Source organism: Oerskovia sp. NPDC056781 (assembly GCF_042789955.1).
GTDB lineage: Bacteria > Actinomycetota > Actinomycetes > Actinomycetales > Cellulomonadaceae > Oerskovia > Oerskovia rustica.
This window is the reverse complement of record NZ_JBHUAD010000083.1, coordinates 1-15453: the sequence shown is the minus strand read 5'-3', so window position 1 is coordinate 15453 and position 15453 is coordinate 1. Positions and strand designations below refer to the sequence as shown.

The following is a 15453-nucleotide window of genomic DNA, read 5'->3' as shown; positions in this document are numbered from 1 at the left end:
GGCACCCGAAGGTGCGGCGCCCCTGACCCGTCCCGGACCGACCCGGGACGGTCACGCAGGTGTCAGGCCGAGCAGGGCCGACCCGCGTCCCACGCACCCCAGACGTCGCTCCCGGGCACCTCGCCACGGGTCCACCACTGGGCCGTGTGGTTCACGCCCGCACGCGAGACGACCGCGCCGCCCGAGTACGTGGCCTCGAGCGAGAACGCCGGGGCGCACTTGACGACCTCGACCACGGGGGCCGTGCCGCACGGGCCGATCTTCTGCCACGGGCTGCCCGACGTCGCGGCCGGGGCCGTGCCACGCGTCCACCACTTGGCCTTGTACTCGGCGCCGTCGTGCGAGACGACGTCACCCGACGTGTAGACGCCCGAGCCGTACCAGGGGGCGGCGCACTGCGCGCCGACCTGCGGGCCGGGGGTCGACGCGCGCAGCGTCGCGCCGAGGGTCGAGCCGAGCTCGTTCTTGTAGTCGCCCGTGAGGTCCCACCACATGGCGCCGCCGTAGCCCTGGACCGCCAGCCACTCGGCCTTCGCGTTCACGGAGGCCTTGTCGTCGTAGCTCCACCACTGGTCGCCGTCGTAGCGCCACGAGGCGCCGATCTTCGGGTCGAAGTACGCCTTGCCGACCGTGCGCAGCTCGGCGTACGTCTTGGTGCCGATGTAGCCCGCGGCAGGCTTCCAGCCCGCGCTGCCGTCCGCGACGCCGTACCAGCCGTGGCCGTAGGCCGCGAGGCCGGCGTTGAGCTGCTGCGGGTCCGCGCCCGCGTTGACGTACATGCCCATCGCACCGTCGAGGCCGAGGCCCCAGTTCTCGCTGCCGTCCGGGTGCAGGTTGCCCTGGTGACCGGTCTTGTTCGGGACCCAGCCGCCGTGGAAGTCGTAGCCCTGGACGTTGAGGAAGTCGACCACGGCGAAGAGGCGCGGGTCGAGCCAGCCGCCCTGGCCGGCGTTCCAGCCGCCCGCGGGGGCGAACCCGGTGAGCAGGTAGTCCTGGCCGTTCTGGGCTCCCAGCGCGTCGAGCGAGGTGCGGAACTCCTCCATGAGGAGCAGGAAGTTCTCCTTGTCCTCGGGGCGGGCGTTCGCCGTCTCGCCCCCGGTCACGGGCCACTCCCAGTCGATGTCGATGCCGTCGAAGATGCCGGCCGCGGCACCCGGGCCGCCCTTGTCGCCGATCTGGGGCAGGTTGCCCCGGATGTAGATGTCGAGGCACGAGTTCACGAGCTTCGTGCGTCCCTCGGCCGTGGACGCGGCCTCGGAGAAGTTGTCCGACCAGGTCCAGCCGCCGAGCGACACGAGGATCTTGGTGTCGGGGCTGACGGCCTTGAGCTTGCGGAGCTGGTTGAAGTTGCCCGCGAGCGCCTGGCCGGCCTTGTCGGCCTTGCCGTCGACGGACTGGTTCGCAGGCACGAGGCGCAGGAAGTCGTTCTGCGCGTCGCCCTCGCCGGGCACCTGGTTGATGTCGCACACGAGGTCGGTCGTGACGTTGCCGAACGCGTAGTTGAGGTGGGTCAGGTCCTTGATCGCGCCGGTCGACACGAGGTTCGAGACGTGGAAGTTGCGCGTGATCGGGCCGTCGGCCATGAAGTAGCCGACGCTGCGGTAGCCGTTGATGTCGTCAGGACCCGCCGACGTCGCGGCGGGCTTGGCGGTGGGGGCGACGGCCTGGGTTGCCGGTGCCACCACGACGGATGCGGCGAGGACCGCGGCTGCGGCGATCGCCACCGGCGCGAGCCGGCGTCTGGGTGTGTCTTGCATGTGAGGGCCTCGTTGCTCTCCTCCGGGCACGCCCGGAACTTTGTTCGGACGCCTCGCACAGTAGACCTAGCAGGAACCTTTGCCAAGGGTCTTAACCAATACGAGGGCGTGTTGAGCGGTAAGACCGATTTACCCCTTGGACAGGTGTCCTACTCGGCGCTTCTCGCAGCCTCTCCTCGGCGCTCGTCCCGGGAGCCCGGGTCCGCCCGGTCAGCCTCTGTCCACCACGGCGCCGCACCTCACACCCCTCCTTGTGGAACCGCTCCTGCGGCCGTCGTACGCTCGGATCGTGCCCCCGCTGACCCCCGTGACCCCGCAGACCGGCCCCACGATCGACGACGTCGTCCACCTGCTGCGCGGCAAGCGGCTCACGGCCCTGACGGGCGCGGGCATCTCCACGGACTCCGGCATCCCCGACTACCGCGGCCCCGACTCCCCTCCTCGCAACCCCATGACCTACCAGCAGTTCGTCGGGGACGAGGCGTTCCGCCGCCACTACTGGGCACGCAACCACGTGGGCTGGCAGCGCGTTCACCGCACGCACCCGAACGCCGGGCACAAGGCCCTGGTCCGGCTCGAGGAGCGCGGGGTCCTCGAGGGGATCATCACGCAGAACGTCGACCTCCTCCACGAGGACGCGGGCTCGCGCAACGTCATCGACCTGCACGGCCGCTACGACCGCGTGATCTGCCTGTCCTGCTCGCGCGTCATCTCGCGCGAGCACCTGGCCGACCGGCTCACCGAGCTCAACCCGCACTTCCTGGAGAGCATCGGCGACCTCGACGACGTCGAGACCGCGCCCGACGCCGACGCCGTCATCGAGTCGACCTCGCACTTCGTACCCGCCGCGTGCGAGTTCTGCGGCGGCATGCTCAAGCCCGAGATCGTGTACTTCGGCGAGAACGTGCCGCGCGAGCGGGTCGAGCGGGCCTTCGCCCTGGTCGACGCCGCCGACGCGCTGCTCGTCGCCGGCTCCTCGCTGACCGTCCTGAGCGGGCTGCGGTTCGTCAAGCACGCCGTGAAGACCGACAAGCCGGTCGTGATCGTCAACCGCGGCGTGACGCGGGGCGACCCGCTCGCCACGATCAAGCTCGAGGCCGGGGTCTCCGAGACGCTCGAGGAGCTCGCGGACAGGCTCTGACGCAGCAGACCCGCACGGCGCCCGCGCCGAGGGCCGGCATGGCCTCCTCAGCGCTGCGTCTCGAAGAACTCGCGGATGAGGTCGCCGCACTCGACGTCGCGGATGCCCCCCACGACCTCGACGCGGTGGGGGTTTCGGCGGTCGCGCACGATGTCCCACACGGACCCGCACGCGCCGGCCTTGGGGTCCCACGCGCCGAGCACGAGGCGCTCGACCCGCGCGAGCGTGGTCGCCCCGGCGCACATCGCACAGGGTTCGAGCGTCACGACGAGCGTGCACCCCTCGAGGCGCCACGAGCCGAGCGTGGCCGCGGCCTGGCGCAGCGCGAGGACCTCGGCGTGCGCGGTGGGGTCACCGGTCTCCTCGCGCCGGTTGCGGCCGAGGCCGAGGAGCCGCCCGTCGGGCCCGACGACGAGCGCCCCGATGGGCACGTCGCCCGTGGCGAGGGCGTGGGTCGCCTCGTGCAGCGCGAGCCCCATGAGCTCGTCCCACACCGCGCGGCGGGCCACGACGGTGTCGGGCGGGAACGTTCCGCTCGCCCAGGGCAGGTCGAGCCCGACGGGACCGGGCTCTGCGGCGGGGGTGACGTCGTCGGGGACCATGCTCCCGAGGCTACCGGGCGGTACCCTCGAACCATGCGCCTGCACGTCGCCGACCACCCGCTGGTCGCCCACAAGCTCACCGTCCTTCGCAACAAGGACACCGCCTCCCCGACCTTCCGCCTCCTGGTGGACGAGCTCGTGACCCTGCTGGCCTACGAGGCGACGCGGGACGTCCGGGTCGAGCCCCACGAGGTCGAGACCCCGGTGACCACGACCGTCGGGGTCCGCATCGCCGAGCCCCGCCCGCTCGTCGTCCCCATCCTGCGCGCGGGCCTGGGGATGCTCGAGGGCATGACCCGCCTGCTGCCCACGGCCGAGGTCGGCTTCCTGGGGATGCAGCGCGACGAGGAGACCCTCGAGGCCGTCACCTACGCGAACCGCCTCCCGGACGACCTGACGGGTCGCCACGTGTTCCTGCTCGACCCCATGCTCGCGACCGGCGGGACGCTCGTCGCGGCGATCGACTACGTGTTCGAGCGCGGCGCGCGCGACGTCACGGCCGTGTGCCTGCTCGCGGCCCCCGAGGGCATCGAGGTCCTCGAGAAGGCGGTCGGCGACCGCGTCGACGTCCAGCTCGTCGTGGCCGCGGTGGACGAACGGCTCGACGAGAAGGCGTACATCGTGCCGGGACTGGGCGACGCGGGCGACCGCCTCTACGGCGTGGTCTGAGACCGCCCTCGTGGGCGCGGGGTGACCGGTCCGCCGCGTCGCCCGCGCCCACGATGCCCGACGGCGTCACGTCCGTCCCATTTTCGCGTCTCACCTCGTGAGATTCTTGGCCCTTGCCCTTGGCGCCCCACCGCGTCGCTGCCATGCTCGCCACGTGACCTCCTCGCTGACCTGCCGAGGCGCCGACCGGCGTCCGAGCGTCAGCATGCCCTCCAGCGTCTGTTGTCCGGCCTGACTCCCTCAGCCCCCTGACAACCCCTGCCGACCGTCGTCGGCGCCGCTCCGGCCCAGGCCGTCGAGCGGGAACCCTGGAGCATCCCATGGCCACCTTGACCCAGAAGACCCCTCGCCCGCACGCACCCCACCGTCGCACCCACCCCGGCTTCGTCCTGTACGTCGGGGTCGACGCCGCGACCGGCGAGCACCCGCAGGCCGAGCTCGTCGAGCTCGCCGAGGCCCTCGGCGAGCTGGCCCGCGAGTGGCTGCCCGAGGCCGAGACGTACACGGCCCTGACCCTGTCGGAGCCCGCGACGGACCGCCACGAGCACCTCGTCGACGAAGGGCGCCGCAAGGCGCGCGGCCGCAGCGCTGCCCGCCGGGCCGAGGTCCCCGTCCCCGCACCGGACCTCGCCCCGCTCGGCGACGTCGAGGCGTTCCGCGACCGGCTCGCGGCCCTGTCGCCGTTCCCGCGGGTCGTCATCGACCCGGCGAGCCGCCGCGTGACCGTCGACGGCTCCGAGCAGCGGCTCACCCACAAGGAGTTCGAGCTCCTGACGCACCTGTCCCGCTCGGCGCACCGCGTCGTGACCAGGGACGAGCTCCTGTCGACCGTCTGGGGTGCCGACGCGGTGCGCGACGGCAGCCGGACCATCGACGTCCACGTGCGCCGCCTGCGCGAGAAGCTCGGGCTCCAGCACGTCATCTCGACCGTCCGCGGGCTCGGCTACCGGTTCGACCCGCAGACCCACGTCGTCCTCAGGGGCTCGGGGGACGCCGCCTGAGGACCAGTGCTGCCGGGTCGCACGCTCGTGGTCTCGTGGGGGGATCCCGTCCGGCCCGGCAGCACGAACCCCGCCGGACGAGCGCGCGACGAGTTTGGTCGAGAGCCCCCGGCAGGGTTGGATGAGGGCGTCCACCCGCCCCGTCCTGTGAGGTCTCCGCCGCCGTGCCAGCGCCCCGTCCTGTCGCCCGTCCCCTCGCAGGCCTGATCGGGGCGGTCGCCTCGCTCGGGCTCCTGTCGGGATGCGTGGGCACCGAGGTCGCCGCGGTACCCACGCAGGTGCGCGAGCCCGTGATCACCCGTGACGCGGCCACGACGCTGTTCGCCTCGCTCTCCACGACGCGCAACGCAGCGAACGCGGCCCGCGACGGCGCTGCTCTCCCGACCATCGAGGCGGGACCCGTCCTGCGGTCGTCGACGTTCGCGTTCGCCGCGCAGACCGCGCAGGCAGCGGCCCCCGTCGCCCCCCACACGTCCGTGCCGGGGACGCTCGCCGCCCCGGTGGCCGGAACCGCGGACTGGTTCTACTCCCTGCGCGCACCCGGGGACCCTGCGGCGTCGGACGGCGAGTTCGTCGAGTCGACGCTCTTCACGCGCGCGTCCGCGGACGCCCCGTGGCTGCTGACCTACCAGCTCGCGACCGACCCGGCCGTAGCCCTCCCCCAACCCTCGCTGGTAGGCGGCGCCGCCGTCGGGCCCGACGACGGCGCCCGCGCCCGCGGGGCCTCCGCGCTCGAGGACGTGCTCGCCTTCGCCCGCACCGGCCAGGCCGCCCCCGCTCTCGACGTCACCGACGCCGACCAGCTCGCGACCGCCCACACCCAGGGCTTCCCCGTCGCCGACCTGACCCCCGAGAGCGGGACCGAGGAGCGCACGTGCGCGTACGAGGCCCCCGACGCGGCCTGGCTCGCGTCCGCCGACGGGGTCTTCGCCCTGGCGTCCGTCGAGTGCACGCAGTCCGTGACGCTCACCGGCGGGTGGACCGCGCCCACCCCGACGACCGGCACGCTCGGGACCGTCCCGCCCGGTGCCCGCCTGTCGGCGTGGACCGTCACGCAGACCGTCACGGTCCTCGTCGAGGCGCACGACGACGGCACGTCCCGGGTGGTCGGCTCGCGGCTGCGCCCCGTCCGGACGGACGTCACACTCGCCCCGTGACCCCGGTCGCTGCGGTCACCAGGGGCTCGGCGTAGGTTCGGTCCATGAGCGACACCACCGGATCGAATCCCGTCCCCCGTGGCTGGAAGCGCCGCGGCCCGCACTTCACCGACCGCATCGCCGCGGACAGCACCTCAGCACCCGGCGAGCAGGGCGACGACCAGGGCCGGTGGCCCGTCGAGCCCGGCCGCTACCGGCTCGTCGCGAGCCTCGCGTGCCCGTGGGCGCACCGCTCGATCATCGTGCGCCGACTGCTCGGGCTCGAGAACGCGATCTCGCTGGGCGTCGTCGACCCGATCCAGGACTCCCGCTCGTGGCGCTTCACCCTCGACCGCGACGGGGTCGACCCCGAGCTCGGCTCCCACTTCCTCGCCGAGCACTACCTCGCGCGCGACCCCGAGGACGACGGCGGCGTGAGCGTGCCCGCGATCGTCGACGTCCCCTCGCGCCTGCTCGTCACCAACGACTACCCGCAGATCACGCTCGACCTGTCGACCGAGTGGACCGCGTACCACCGGCCCCGCGCCCCCGACCTCTACCCCGAGGCATGGCGCGACGAGATCGACGACGTCACCGAGAAGGTCTACCTCGACGTCAACAACGGCGTGTACCGCGCCGGGTTCGCCGACTCGCAGGAGAAGTACGACAGGGCGTACGGGATCCTCTTCGAGCGCCTCGACTGGCTCTCCGACCGGCTGTCCGAGCGCCGCTACCTCGTCGGCGACCACCTCACCGAGGCAGACGTGCGCCTCTTCACGACGCTCGTGCGGTTCGACGCGGTCTACCACGGACACTTCAAGACCAACCGCAACAAGATCACCGAGGACAAGGTCCTGTGGGGGTACGTACGTGACCTGTTCCAGACGCCCGGGTTCGGCGACACCGTGAACTTCGAGCACATCAAGCACCACTACTACCGGGTGCACTCCCAGCTCAACCCGAGCGGGATCGTGCCCGACGGCCCCGACCTGTCCGGCTGGCTCAGGCCGCACGGGCGCGAGGCGCTCGGCGGTTCGCCCTTCGGTGACGGCAGCGCACCGACCGCGGCCACGGACCTCGCGTCCTACCACCTCGCACCTCTCGCGGTGCCCGTCGAGGGCGAGCCACGGGCCGCGCAGCCCAGGGGCTGACGCGGCGAGGTCGGCCGTCCGGACCGACGAGGAGGGACCCCGGCGTCGCACCGGAGTCCCTCCTCGTCAGTCGTGCGCCGAGCCGTCGCTCAGCCGCGGCTCTCGTCGCGCCAGAAGTACGCACCGAACGCGGAGTCCGGGACGACCGAGACGCTCCACGCCGTCGCGATGTAGTTCCGGCCCTCGTACGCGACGCGGTCGCCCACCCGGTAGGCCTCGGTCCAGTGCCAGGTCGGCAGGCAGGTCTGCCCCGCGACCTCGAACGTCCACGAATGGCCGGAGTCTGCCACGACGCGGTACGTCGCGCCGCGCTCGGGCACGTTCGGCACCTTGAGCTGGACCCGCTTCTGGTCCTGCACCACCCGGTGCGTCTCGGGCGCGACCACACCGTTCACCTCGACGTGGAACGTGACGGCCGCGGTCGAGGCGATGTTGTCGTACACGAACGTCACCGGCCGGTACGACTGCTGCTCGTTGTCCTCGAAGTAGCAGACGCCCAGGATCGGGGGGCCCACCGTCGGCGCGAACACGTCGTAGCGCGCGGCCTCGTACCTGGCGGTCACGGTGTTGCTGCGGGCCACCCCGTCAGCCGTGACCGACTGCTGGAACTGGACGGTCCCGGCGGGGAGCCGGGTGACGCCCGTCGGCAGGAAGAACTCCTGGGTGCCTCCGGCCGGGACGTCGACGGCCGCTCCCGCGAAGCCGTACGCCGGCGAGTACATGCGCACCCGCACGGTGCCCGGTGACGTGTTCGTGTACGTGCCGACGATACGGACCGACTTGTCGGCCGCCTCCGCACGGGCGCTCTGCGTCGCCGACCAGCTCGGGACGTAGCAGCTCGCCGCAGGGATCGCCTGGCTCGCGACCTGCCGTCCGTCGGCCGAGACCGTGAACGTGGCGCCCTGGTACCCGGCCGACACCATGACCGGGACGACCTTGCCCGGGGCCACGACCTGCGTGAGGTCGTCGCGGCCCGCGACCGTGAACTGTACCGGCAACGTCGAGGACGAGTTGTCGAACGTGAGCGTCACGGAGGTCGCGGAGGCGTGCGCGGCCGGGTCGTAGGCGCACTGCCCGGCCGTGACCTTGGCCTTCGGCGCGATCACCGCGCGGCCGAACGTGGCGACGACCTCACCCTGGTACCCCTTGCCCGTGGCGCCGGTCTCCGTGACCCACCGGTACTGGCGGAAGGTGACCTTCCCCGCGTCGATGGACTGGCGGCCCGTGTCGATCGCGAACGAGCCCGTCTGCCCCGCGGCCAGCGTGACCTTCTCGGAGTCCTTCATGCCCAGGCCCGCCGGCGCGAGCATCCGCACGTCCATCGCCTCGGCCGTCGTGTTCACGACCGTGCCGGTCAGCCGGACCTGACCACCCACGTTCTCCGCAGCGACCGACACCTCCTGCGACCACTGCGGCACGTAGCAGCTCTCGCCACGGAGCGTGAACGACTCGGCGACCCGACGGTCCACCAGGACCGTGAGCTCGTGCGCGCCCAGACCGCGCAGCAGGCCGGGTGCGGTCACCGTCGCCTTCTCGCCCGCGCCGACGACCGTGCGCAGACCGTCCTGACCGGCCACGCCGAACTCGACCGGCAGCGTCGAGGCCGAGTTGTCGAACGAGAACACGACGTCGGCGACCGAGGTCCGCGACCCGAGGTCGAACACGCACTGACCCACCGTGGGCGCCACCGCCCGGGGCGCGATCCGTGCCCCGGCATGGCCGACCGTGAGCTGCTGGTCGTACTCGCCCGGGTCCCCGTCGACGTCGGGGACCGAGAGGTGCTGACGCACGACCAGGTCTCCCGAGGCGAGGACCTGCTCCCCGGTCGACCGGAAGAACGTCGCGCTCTCGCCCGGGTCGATCATGGTCGCCCCTCGGGAGGCCCCTTCTGCGCCCACCGGCGTCATGTCGTCGACCTGGATCGCCAGAGGACGACCGGTCGAGTTGGTGACGACCGCCTCGAGACGGACCGCTCCCGCCTCGTTGCTGGCGTGCGTCGTGACGTCGGCGCCGGACAGCCACTGCGGGACGAAGCAGTCCTCGGCAGGGACGCCGGCCACGGGGACCTTCCGCGTGAACTCGCGCGCGTCGACCGTGGTCACGAGCGTCAGGGACGCCGAGGCGTCCTTCGGGACGCGCAGGTCGTGAGGCACCGCGAGCTGCGTGGTGGCACCGCGGGGCAGGGACACCGTCCGAGAGGTCGCGTCGTCGACGCCGAGGGTCACCCGGAGGTCGTCGTAGGACGTCGTGTTGGCGACATCCTTCAGCACGACCGTCGCTGCGCCGTCGACGCACTGGGCGGCGAACGTGGCACCGGCGGCGACCTTGTCCGCACCGGCCCAGGGCTCACCGACCGCGAGGTCCGCGCTCGCGGAGTCCTTCAGCGTCCGGCCGGCCGAGGTCGTGGTCGCGGAGAACGAGAGCCCGGCCGTGGTCGCCTGGGCCCCGTCTCCCGCGAGAAGCTGGACGTCGAGGGAGACCGGCGGGCCGTATGTCTGGCTCCCGCCGGGAGCCACGAGAGCCGCGCCGCCGGTCGGCGTGCACCTCAGGGAGGCGTCGCCCGGCGAGCAGGTCCACCCGGAGTCCAGGGGCTTCGCCGTGACGCCTGCGGGCAGGTCGCCCACGAAGAACGCCACGCCCTGTGCGTCGACGTCACCGGTGTTGCGAGCCGTGAGCCGGACCGAGGTCGCGCCAGGGTTCACGAGCGGGCCGATGGTCGGCGTCACCAGGTCGATCTCGGCACCGTACGAGGGCACGGGCGCCGGCACGTACTCCTTCTTGACGGGGGTCAGGCCCTTGCCGTGCACCGTGCCACCGAACGTGTAGGTCCCGCCGCGCGAGGCCTGGACGGTGATGACGAGGTCCTTCGTCTCCCCGGGAGAGAGCACCCCGACCGAGCACGTGACGAGCGAGGACCCGTCGGCCTGCAGCGACGCCGGGCCGCACGGCAGCGCCGCCAGCCGGATCGTCGGGACGACGCCGCGGCCTGCGGTGACCGTGGAGGTCACGACCGAGACGTTCGGCGGGAGCGTCACGTCGACGACGACCTCCTCGGCGGACGTGCCGCCGGAGTTGGACGCGGTGAGCGTCAGGTCCTCGGGGTCCCGGGGAGCGAGCGTGAGGGGCGCGAACGCGAGGTCGAGAGACGCCGGGGCCGGCGGGTCCACGGGGACGACGGGATCCGGACCGGGGACGACGGGGTCGACGGGGGTCAACGGGAACGTCGGCGGCACGAGGGGCGTCGTCGGCTCGCCCTGACCGGCCGCCGCCGTGCCGGACCCTGCTGCCGCGTTGCCGTTCGAGGCCGGCGCTGCGGGGTTCGTGGTGTCGGTGGGCGTCTCAGCGAGCGGCACGGTGTTCGCAGGGGACGTGGGGTCCCCGCTCGGAGGTGCCGACGGCTCGCCCGTCGGAGTACTCGTGGGCGCGCTCGACGGCGACGTCGAGGCTGACGGGTCGGGGCTGGCGCCCGCGCTCGGAGGCTGTTCGGACGAGAAGCCACCGGACACGGCGACGACGCCCGCACCGACGGCCGCGACCGCAACGACCCCCACTGCGGCGGCGATCAGAGGGGATGCGGCGATGAAGGCTGCCAGTCCGGTCGCGCCGGCCGCAGCCGCCGCACCCGTCCCGACCGCGGCGCTCGCGCCGACAGCCGCAGCCGCGCCGAGCCCACCGCTCGTGGCGGCTGCACCGGCCGCCGCAGCGCCTCCCATGGCCCCTGTCCCCGCGGCGCCTCCGGCTGCGCCGGTACCGGCCGCAGCCCCGCTGCCACCCGCGGCGGCTCCAGAACCGGCGGCACCGGAACCAGAGGCCCCGGCCGCACCGCTCCCCGCGCTGCCGCTCGCACCGCCCGCCGCCCCCGTCGCACCAGCGGCACCGGCCCCGACGGCTGCACCACCCGTGAGCGGGAGAGCCGTCCCGACCAGGCCCAGCGCAGCGACCCCGAAGACCAGCGGGGCGATGACGGCGCGCATGCCGTGCGAGACGTCGCCGAGCTCGAGCACGAGCGCCCGGCACTCGCCGCACTCCTCGAGGTGCGCGTCGACCTTGGCCGTCTCCCGCTTCGCGAGCCCACCTCGGACGTAGGAGCCGAGGAGGGGGTTGACGTTCTCGCACCCTGCGCTGCTCGCGCCCGTCAGGTGCTGCTGGAGGTAGGCCTGGCGCAGCCCCTCCCGGGCACGGTAGGCGAGCGCCGAGACGCCGTTGGCCGTGAGGCCGAGCAGAGGGGCGATCTGGGCCGGGTTCATCTCCTCGACCTCGGTGTACCAGAGCACGGCCTGCCAACGCTCCGGCAGCCCCTGGTAGGCCTTGGTCACGACGGACCGTTCGAAGCCCTGGAGCGTGGGGTCCTCGGTCGAGGCCATGGGCCCGAACGCGCTCTCGAACGTCTCGATGTCGTCGGTGGGCTGCGTGCGTCGGCCCGCGTTCGACAGGTCGTAGGACAGGCGCCGGACGACGGTGAAGAGGTAGGCACGGAACGTGACGTCGGGTCCGCCCCCCGACTGCAGGATGCCGAGCACCTTGGCGAAGGCCTCCGAGACCATGTCGTCGGCGTCGGACCCCGAGCGCACGTACTGGCGCGCGACCGTGCGTGCCGCCGCGGCGTGCCGCTCGTACAGCGCACCGAACGCCGCGTAGTCACCTCCGCGGACGGCGGTGATCAGCTCGGCATCGCTCGTCGGGGCGTCGTCCCTCGACGTGTCGACCTGCGTCATGCCCCTACCGCCTCTGACTCCGCCTCATCAGCAGGTGAGGCCCTCCCGTTCATCCTAGACGGGAAAATCGGTGGTGTTATCTACGTCTCACCGCGGATTCGCCCGTCTTGTCCGTCTGTCAGGATGACAGAACCGACGGAATGTGCTGCATGTCCGTCGGTGTGTCGAGTGGATGAAAGAGAAACCGGGCGGCCGCTGTCGCGTCATGAGCACCGGCCTCGGACGTCTCATGAGTATGGACCTACGACCTGGCTACCCCGAGCCAGCCGTCGCCTCGCTGCTCGACGAGTGGCAGGCGGCCAGCACGAACAGCGTCTGGCTGCGGCCAGGCGACTGGTACCACCCTGCCGTGGAAGCGCTCGTCGAGGCGCTCACGGACGCCCGGTGCCCCGCCGCTGCGGCCGAGAGGCTCGGCGAGGCCCGCGGCCGTGACGGCATCAGCATCGGCGAGACGATCGACGACCTCTCGTGCTTGTTCGACCTGTGGGGCACGGCCCCCGACGTCACCGTGCTGCGGGCAGTCAGCACCGGGTGGGCCGTCGGCAACGAGCTGCTTCCCGGCGCACCGCCCACGACCGACCCCCGCTCGGGCCTCGTGACGGTGCCCTACCTCGTGCAGCGTCTCCAGGAGACGTACGGTCAGGCCGACCGCCTGGGGACCCCCGCGTCCGCGACGCACTGCCTCGTCCTGGTGGACGTCGCGATCGAACGCATCGACGGATGGCAGAAGGTCGCCCGCGCCGCGGCCATGGGCAAGGTCCTGACGGAGACGTTCGGCCTCGGGCACCCGGTCGCGACGCTCGGCGGCGGGATCTACGCCGCGCTCTGCGCCCGCACGGCCGACGTCGGTCCGGTACGTGCCGAGCTGCGGCACAGGATCGAGCGCACGGCGCTCACCTTCGGGGTGACCGCGATCCTGCGACGCCCGCCTCGCATCTGGGTCGAGCCCCTTCCCGCGCAGCACGCCGACGCCGCGCAGATGCTCTACGACCTGTCGCGCTGAGACGGCCCCCGCACACCACGACGCCCCGTCGTCCGGCGAGGGACGAGCGGGGCGTCGTGGGGAATCGCGCTGGGGGGACGGCGCGAGGGTCAGCGGGGGCTGTACGTCAGGCAGTCCGCATGGTCCGCGCCCTGGGGGCCGGCTCCGACGCGGATCGCCGAGGCGTTGCACTCGAGCGACTCGTTGTGGGCGCACTCCCCGCGTTGGCAGGCGCCGACGTGGGCGATGACCTTCTCCAGCCCTCCCTTGGAGGTCAGGGGGATGAACGTGGCGCACTCGGCCTCGCTGCCGTGCGCGGCGATCGTCACGGCGCCGGCGTGGCAGCCGTGCTCGTGGTTGTATCCGCAGCCGTCGATCGAACACTCGACGACCTGGGGCATCTCCATCAGGCTGCTCATGGGACTTCTCCTTGCTCGAAGGACAGGGGCGTTCAACCGTGCATTTCCTTCACGGTATTCCTTGGAACGGCCCCTGTATAGGAAGCAAGGCCTCACTCACTTCGGCGGAATTCCGCCGCTTATACGTCACACGGACCGCGCGTAAAGGCATTCTGCGAAAGCCCCGCTGCGGTCCCTCGTGGCACCGCCCGAGGTCAGGAGCCTCGGCCCGGGCGCCACAGGACGAGGGCTCGCGTCTCGCTGGACTCGACGACCTGGCCGCTGCCCCGGCCGGGCTCCGCTCCCCGGTCCGCCGTCGTGCGCCGGACGCGCCGCCCCCGCGGCACCATGACGACGTCTCCGCTCACCCCGGCCGCGAACACGCGCCCTCCTTCGAGCTGCGTCGCGAGGGCGTCGAGGCGGGCCTCGAGCCGGCTCACCTGCTCCTCGAGCGCGAGGATGCGGCGGATGCCCGCGAGGTTGATGCCCTCCTCCTGGGAGAGCCGCTGGACCTCGAGGAGCTTGGCGACGTCGCGCTGGGAGTAGCGGCGGCCGCGCCCCATGGTGCGGCGCGGGGTCACGAGGCCCAGGCGGTCGTACTGGCGCAGGGTCTGCGGGTGCATCCCGGCGAGGGCCGCGGCCTGCGAGATGGCGAGCACGGGGGCGTCGTCGTACGCGTTGAGCGGGATCTGGCCCCCCGTGGGAGCCTCGTTCCTGGCCATGCCGTCCTCCTCGCTGCTCCTCGTGCCTGCTGGTCGGTCCTGCCCGCTACTCGGCCGCGCGCCCGAACAGGTCGGAGCGCACGTCGCTCTCGCCGTCGGTCGCCGCGGCGAGCGCCTCGACGGCCTCCTTGGCGGCCTTCGAGAGCTTCTGCGGCACGACGACCTGGATCGTGACGAGCAGGTCGCCCGTCGCCTTGGCCGTCTTGACGCCCTTGCCCTTGACGCGCAGCGTGCGTCCCGACGGCGTGCCCGCGGGGACCTTGACCTTGACGGGCTTGCCGTCGAGCGTCGGGACCTCGATGGTCGCACCGAGCGCGGCCTCCGCGAACGTCACGGGGACGGTCAGGCGCAGGTTGTGCTTCTCGTCGACCGAGAACACGGGGTGCGGCGTGACGTGGACCGTGATGACCAGGTCGCCGGGCGCGCCGCCCGCGACGCCGGGGCGCCCCTTGCCGCGCAGCCGGATCTTCTGGCCGTCGCGGACTCCCGCCGGGATGCGGGCCGTGATGGTGCGCCCCTCGGTCGTGACGTTGACGGTCGAGCCCTCGACCGCGGGCCGGAACCCGAGGGTCGCCGACGACTGCACGTCGGCCCCGGGCTGCGGGCGCTGGTAGCCGGCGTTGGGGCGGAACCCGGTCTGGGCTCCCCCGCCGCCGAACATCGACCCGAGGATGTCCTCGAAGCCGCCGCCTCCGCCGGTCTGCGTGGAGTACCGCACGCGGCCTCCGCCACCGCCGCCGCCGCCGAACATGCCACCGAAGATGTCCTCGAACCCTCCGGCCCCGCCGGCGGGTCCGCCGGCTCCTGCCGAGAAGCGGGCGCCCCCGCCGGCCATGGCACGGATCGCGTCGTACTGCTGGCGCTGCTCGGCGTCGGACAGGACCGCGTAGGCCTCGCCGATCTCCTTGAACTTCGCCTCGGCCTTCGCGTCACCCTGGTTCTGGTCGGGGTGGTAGGTGCGGGCCAGCTTGCGGTACGCCTTCTTGATCGCGGCGTCGTCGGCATCCTTGGGGACGCCCAGCGCGGCGTAGAAGTCCTTCTCGATCCAGTCCTGACCGGTCAAGGCGCCTCCTCTCATGGGTCTCACCGGCCCGGGGGCCGGTGGTGGTGCTTACGTCCATAGTGTTCGTGCTCCCGGGGCCCGACGGCGGAGGTCACCTTCGCGAGGAAGGTGCGCTC

At 72.6% G+C, this 15453-nt stretch carries 12 protein-coding genes; 6 read left to right on the top strand and 6 right to left on the bottom strand.

Annotated features, from left to right (window positions below; all coding sequences use genetic code 11):
* Window positions 1–62 precede the first annotated feature (62 nt).
* Window positions 63–1757, bottom strand: coding sequence for a glycosyl hydrolase family 18 protein (locus ACFRCR_RS09400; RefSeq protein ID WP_377677008.1), 1695 nt, complete (start codon window positions 1755–1757; stop codon window positions 63–65).
* Between the two features lie 289 nt (window positions 1758–2046).
* Here ACFRCR_RS09400 and ACFRCR_RS09395 point away from each other — a divergent pair, with 289 nt between their 5' ends.
* A complete protein-coding gene (locus tag ACFRCR_RS09395; protein WP_377677006.1) occupies window positions 2047–2898 on the top strand; it encodes an NAD-dependent protein deacetylase in 852 nt (283 codons plus the stop codon).
* 47 nt (window positions 2899–2945) lie between these two features.
* Here the strand turns inward: ACFRCR_RS09395 and ACFRCR_RS09390 are convergent, their stop codons facing one another.
* The gene (locus tag ACFRCR_RS09390) at window positions 2946–3377 is read right to left on the bottom strand and encodes a nucleoside deaminase (protein WP_377677010.1); all 432 of its coding nucleotides are present in this window, start codon (window positions 3375–3377) and stop codon (window positions 2946–2948) included.
* A 156-nt stretch (window positions 3378–3533) separates the two neighbouring features.
* On the opposite strand from ACFRCR_RS09390, the gene upp reads away from it, so the two are divergent.
* From upp to ACFRCR_RS09370, 4 genes are all read left to right on the top strand, one after another.
* Entirely contained in the window at window positions 3534–4169 is a 636-nt protein-coding gene (gene upp, locus ACFRCR_RS09385; protein WP_138822549.1) for a uracil phosphoribosyltransferase, read from the top strand.
* Between the two features lie 320 nt (window positions 4170–4489).
* Complete coding sequence (locus ACFRCR_RS09380) at window positions 4490–5170, top strand: winged helix-turn-helix domain-containing protein (RefSeq protein ID WP_377677004.1); 681 nt, start codon at window positions 4490–4492, stop codon at window positions 5168–5170.
* A 164-nt stretch (window positions 5171–5334) separates the two neighbouring features.
* Complete coding sequence (locus ACFRCR_RS09375; RefSeq protein ID WP_377677003.1) at window positions 5335–6327, top strand: hypothetical protein; 993 nt, start codon at window positions 5335–5337, stop codon at window positions 6325–6327.
* A 44-nt stretch (window positions 6328–6371) separates the two neighbouring features.
* Window positions 6372–7457 (top strand): glutathione S-transferase family protein, encoded by a 1086-nt coding sequence (locus ACFRCR_RS09370; RefSeq protein ID WP_377677001.1) that lies wholly within the window; start codon window positions 6372–6374, stop codon window positions 7455–7457.
* A gap of 89 nt (window positions 7458–7546) precedes the next feature.
* Here the strand turns inward: ACFRCR_RS09370 and ACFRCR_RS09365 are convergent, their stop codons facing one another.
* On the bottom strand, window positions 7547–12172 hold the full coding sequence (locus ACFRCR_RS09365) for a sigma-70 family RNA polymerase sigma factor (RefSeq protein WP_377676999.1): 4626 nt from the start codon (window positions 12170–12172) through the stop codon (window positions 7547–7549).
* A 229-nt stretch (window positions 12173–12401) separates the two neighbouring features.
* On the opposite strand from ACFRCR_RS09365, the gene ACFRCR_RS09360 reads away from it, so the two are divergent.
* Window positions 12402–13175: a hypothetical protein gene (locus ACFRCR_RS09360; RefSeq protein WP_377676997.1), complete on the top strand. Its 774-nt coding sequence runs from the start codon at window positions 12402–12404 to the stop codon at window positions 13173–13175.
* A gap of 89 nt (window positions 13176–13264) precedes the next feature.
* Here the strand turns inward: ACFRCR_RS09360 and ACFRCR_RS09355 are convergent, their stop codons facing one another.
* The 3 genes from ACFRCR_RS09355 to ACFRCR_RS09345 all read right to left on the bottom strand — a co-directional run bounded on the left by ACFRCR_RS09355 (window position 13265) and on the right by ACFRCR_RS09345 (window position 15337).
* Complete coding sequence (locus ACFRCR_RS09355) at window positions 13265–13573, bottom strand: DUF1540 domain-containing protein (protein ID WP_030150176.1); 309 nt, start codon at window positions 13571–13573, stop codon at window positions 13265–13267.
* Window positions 13574–13767: 194 nt separating this feature from the next.
* Window positions 13768–14274, bottom strand: a complete 507-nt coding sequence (locus ACFRCR_RS09350) for a heat shock protein transcriptional repressor HspR (protein WP_377676995.1) — start codon at window positions 14272–14274, stop codon at window positions 13768–13770.
* 46 nt (window positions 14275–14320) lie between these two features.
* On the bottom strand, window positions 14321–15337 hold the full coding sequence (locus tag ACFRCR_RS09345; protein ID WP_377676993.1) for a DnaJ C-terminal domain-containing protein: 1017 nt from the start codon (window positions 15335–15337) through the stop codon (window positions 14321–14323).
* Window positions 15338–15453: the final 116 nt, after the last annotated feature.

Bases quoted from the DNA above. Each gene is read 5' to 3' on its own strand.
- ACFRCR_RS09400 (WP_377677008.1), bottom strand. From the start codon at position 1,757: ATGCAAGACACACCCAGACGCCGGCTCGCGCCGGTGGCGATCGCCGCA.
- ACFRCR_RS09390 (WP_377677010.1), bottom strand. From the start codon at position 3,377: ATGGGGCTCGCGCTGCACGAGGCGACCCACGCCCTCGCCACGGGCGAC.
- upp (WP_138822549.1), top strand. From the start codon at position 3,534: ATGCGCCTGCACGTCGCCGACCACCCGCTGGTCGCCCACAAGCTCACC.
- ACFRCR_RS09380 (WP_377677004.1), top strand. From the start codon at position 4,490: ATGGCCACCTTGACCCAGAAGACCCCTCGCCCGCACGCACCCCACCGT.
- ACFRCR_RS09370 (WP_377677001.1), top strand. From the start codon at position 6,372: ATGAGCGACACCACCGGATCGAATCCCGTCCCCCGTGGCTGGAAGCGC.
- ACFRCR_RS09365 (WP_377676999.1), bottom strand. From the start codon at position 12,172: ATGACGCAGGTCGACACGTCGAGGGACGACGCCCCGACGAGCGATGCC.
- ACFRCR_RS09360 (WP_377676997.1), top strand. From the start codon at position 12,402: ATGAGTATGGACCTACGACCTGGCTACCCCGAGCCAGCCGTCGCCTCG.
- ACFRCR_RS09355 (WP_030150176.1), bottom strand. From the start codon at position 13,573: ATGAGCAGCCTGATGGAGATGCCCCAGGTCGTCGAGTGTTCGATCGAC.
- ACFRCR_RS09350 (WP_377676995.1), bottom strand. From the start codon at position 14,274: ATGGCCAGGAACGAGGCTCCCACGGGGGGCCAGATCCCGCTCAACGCG.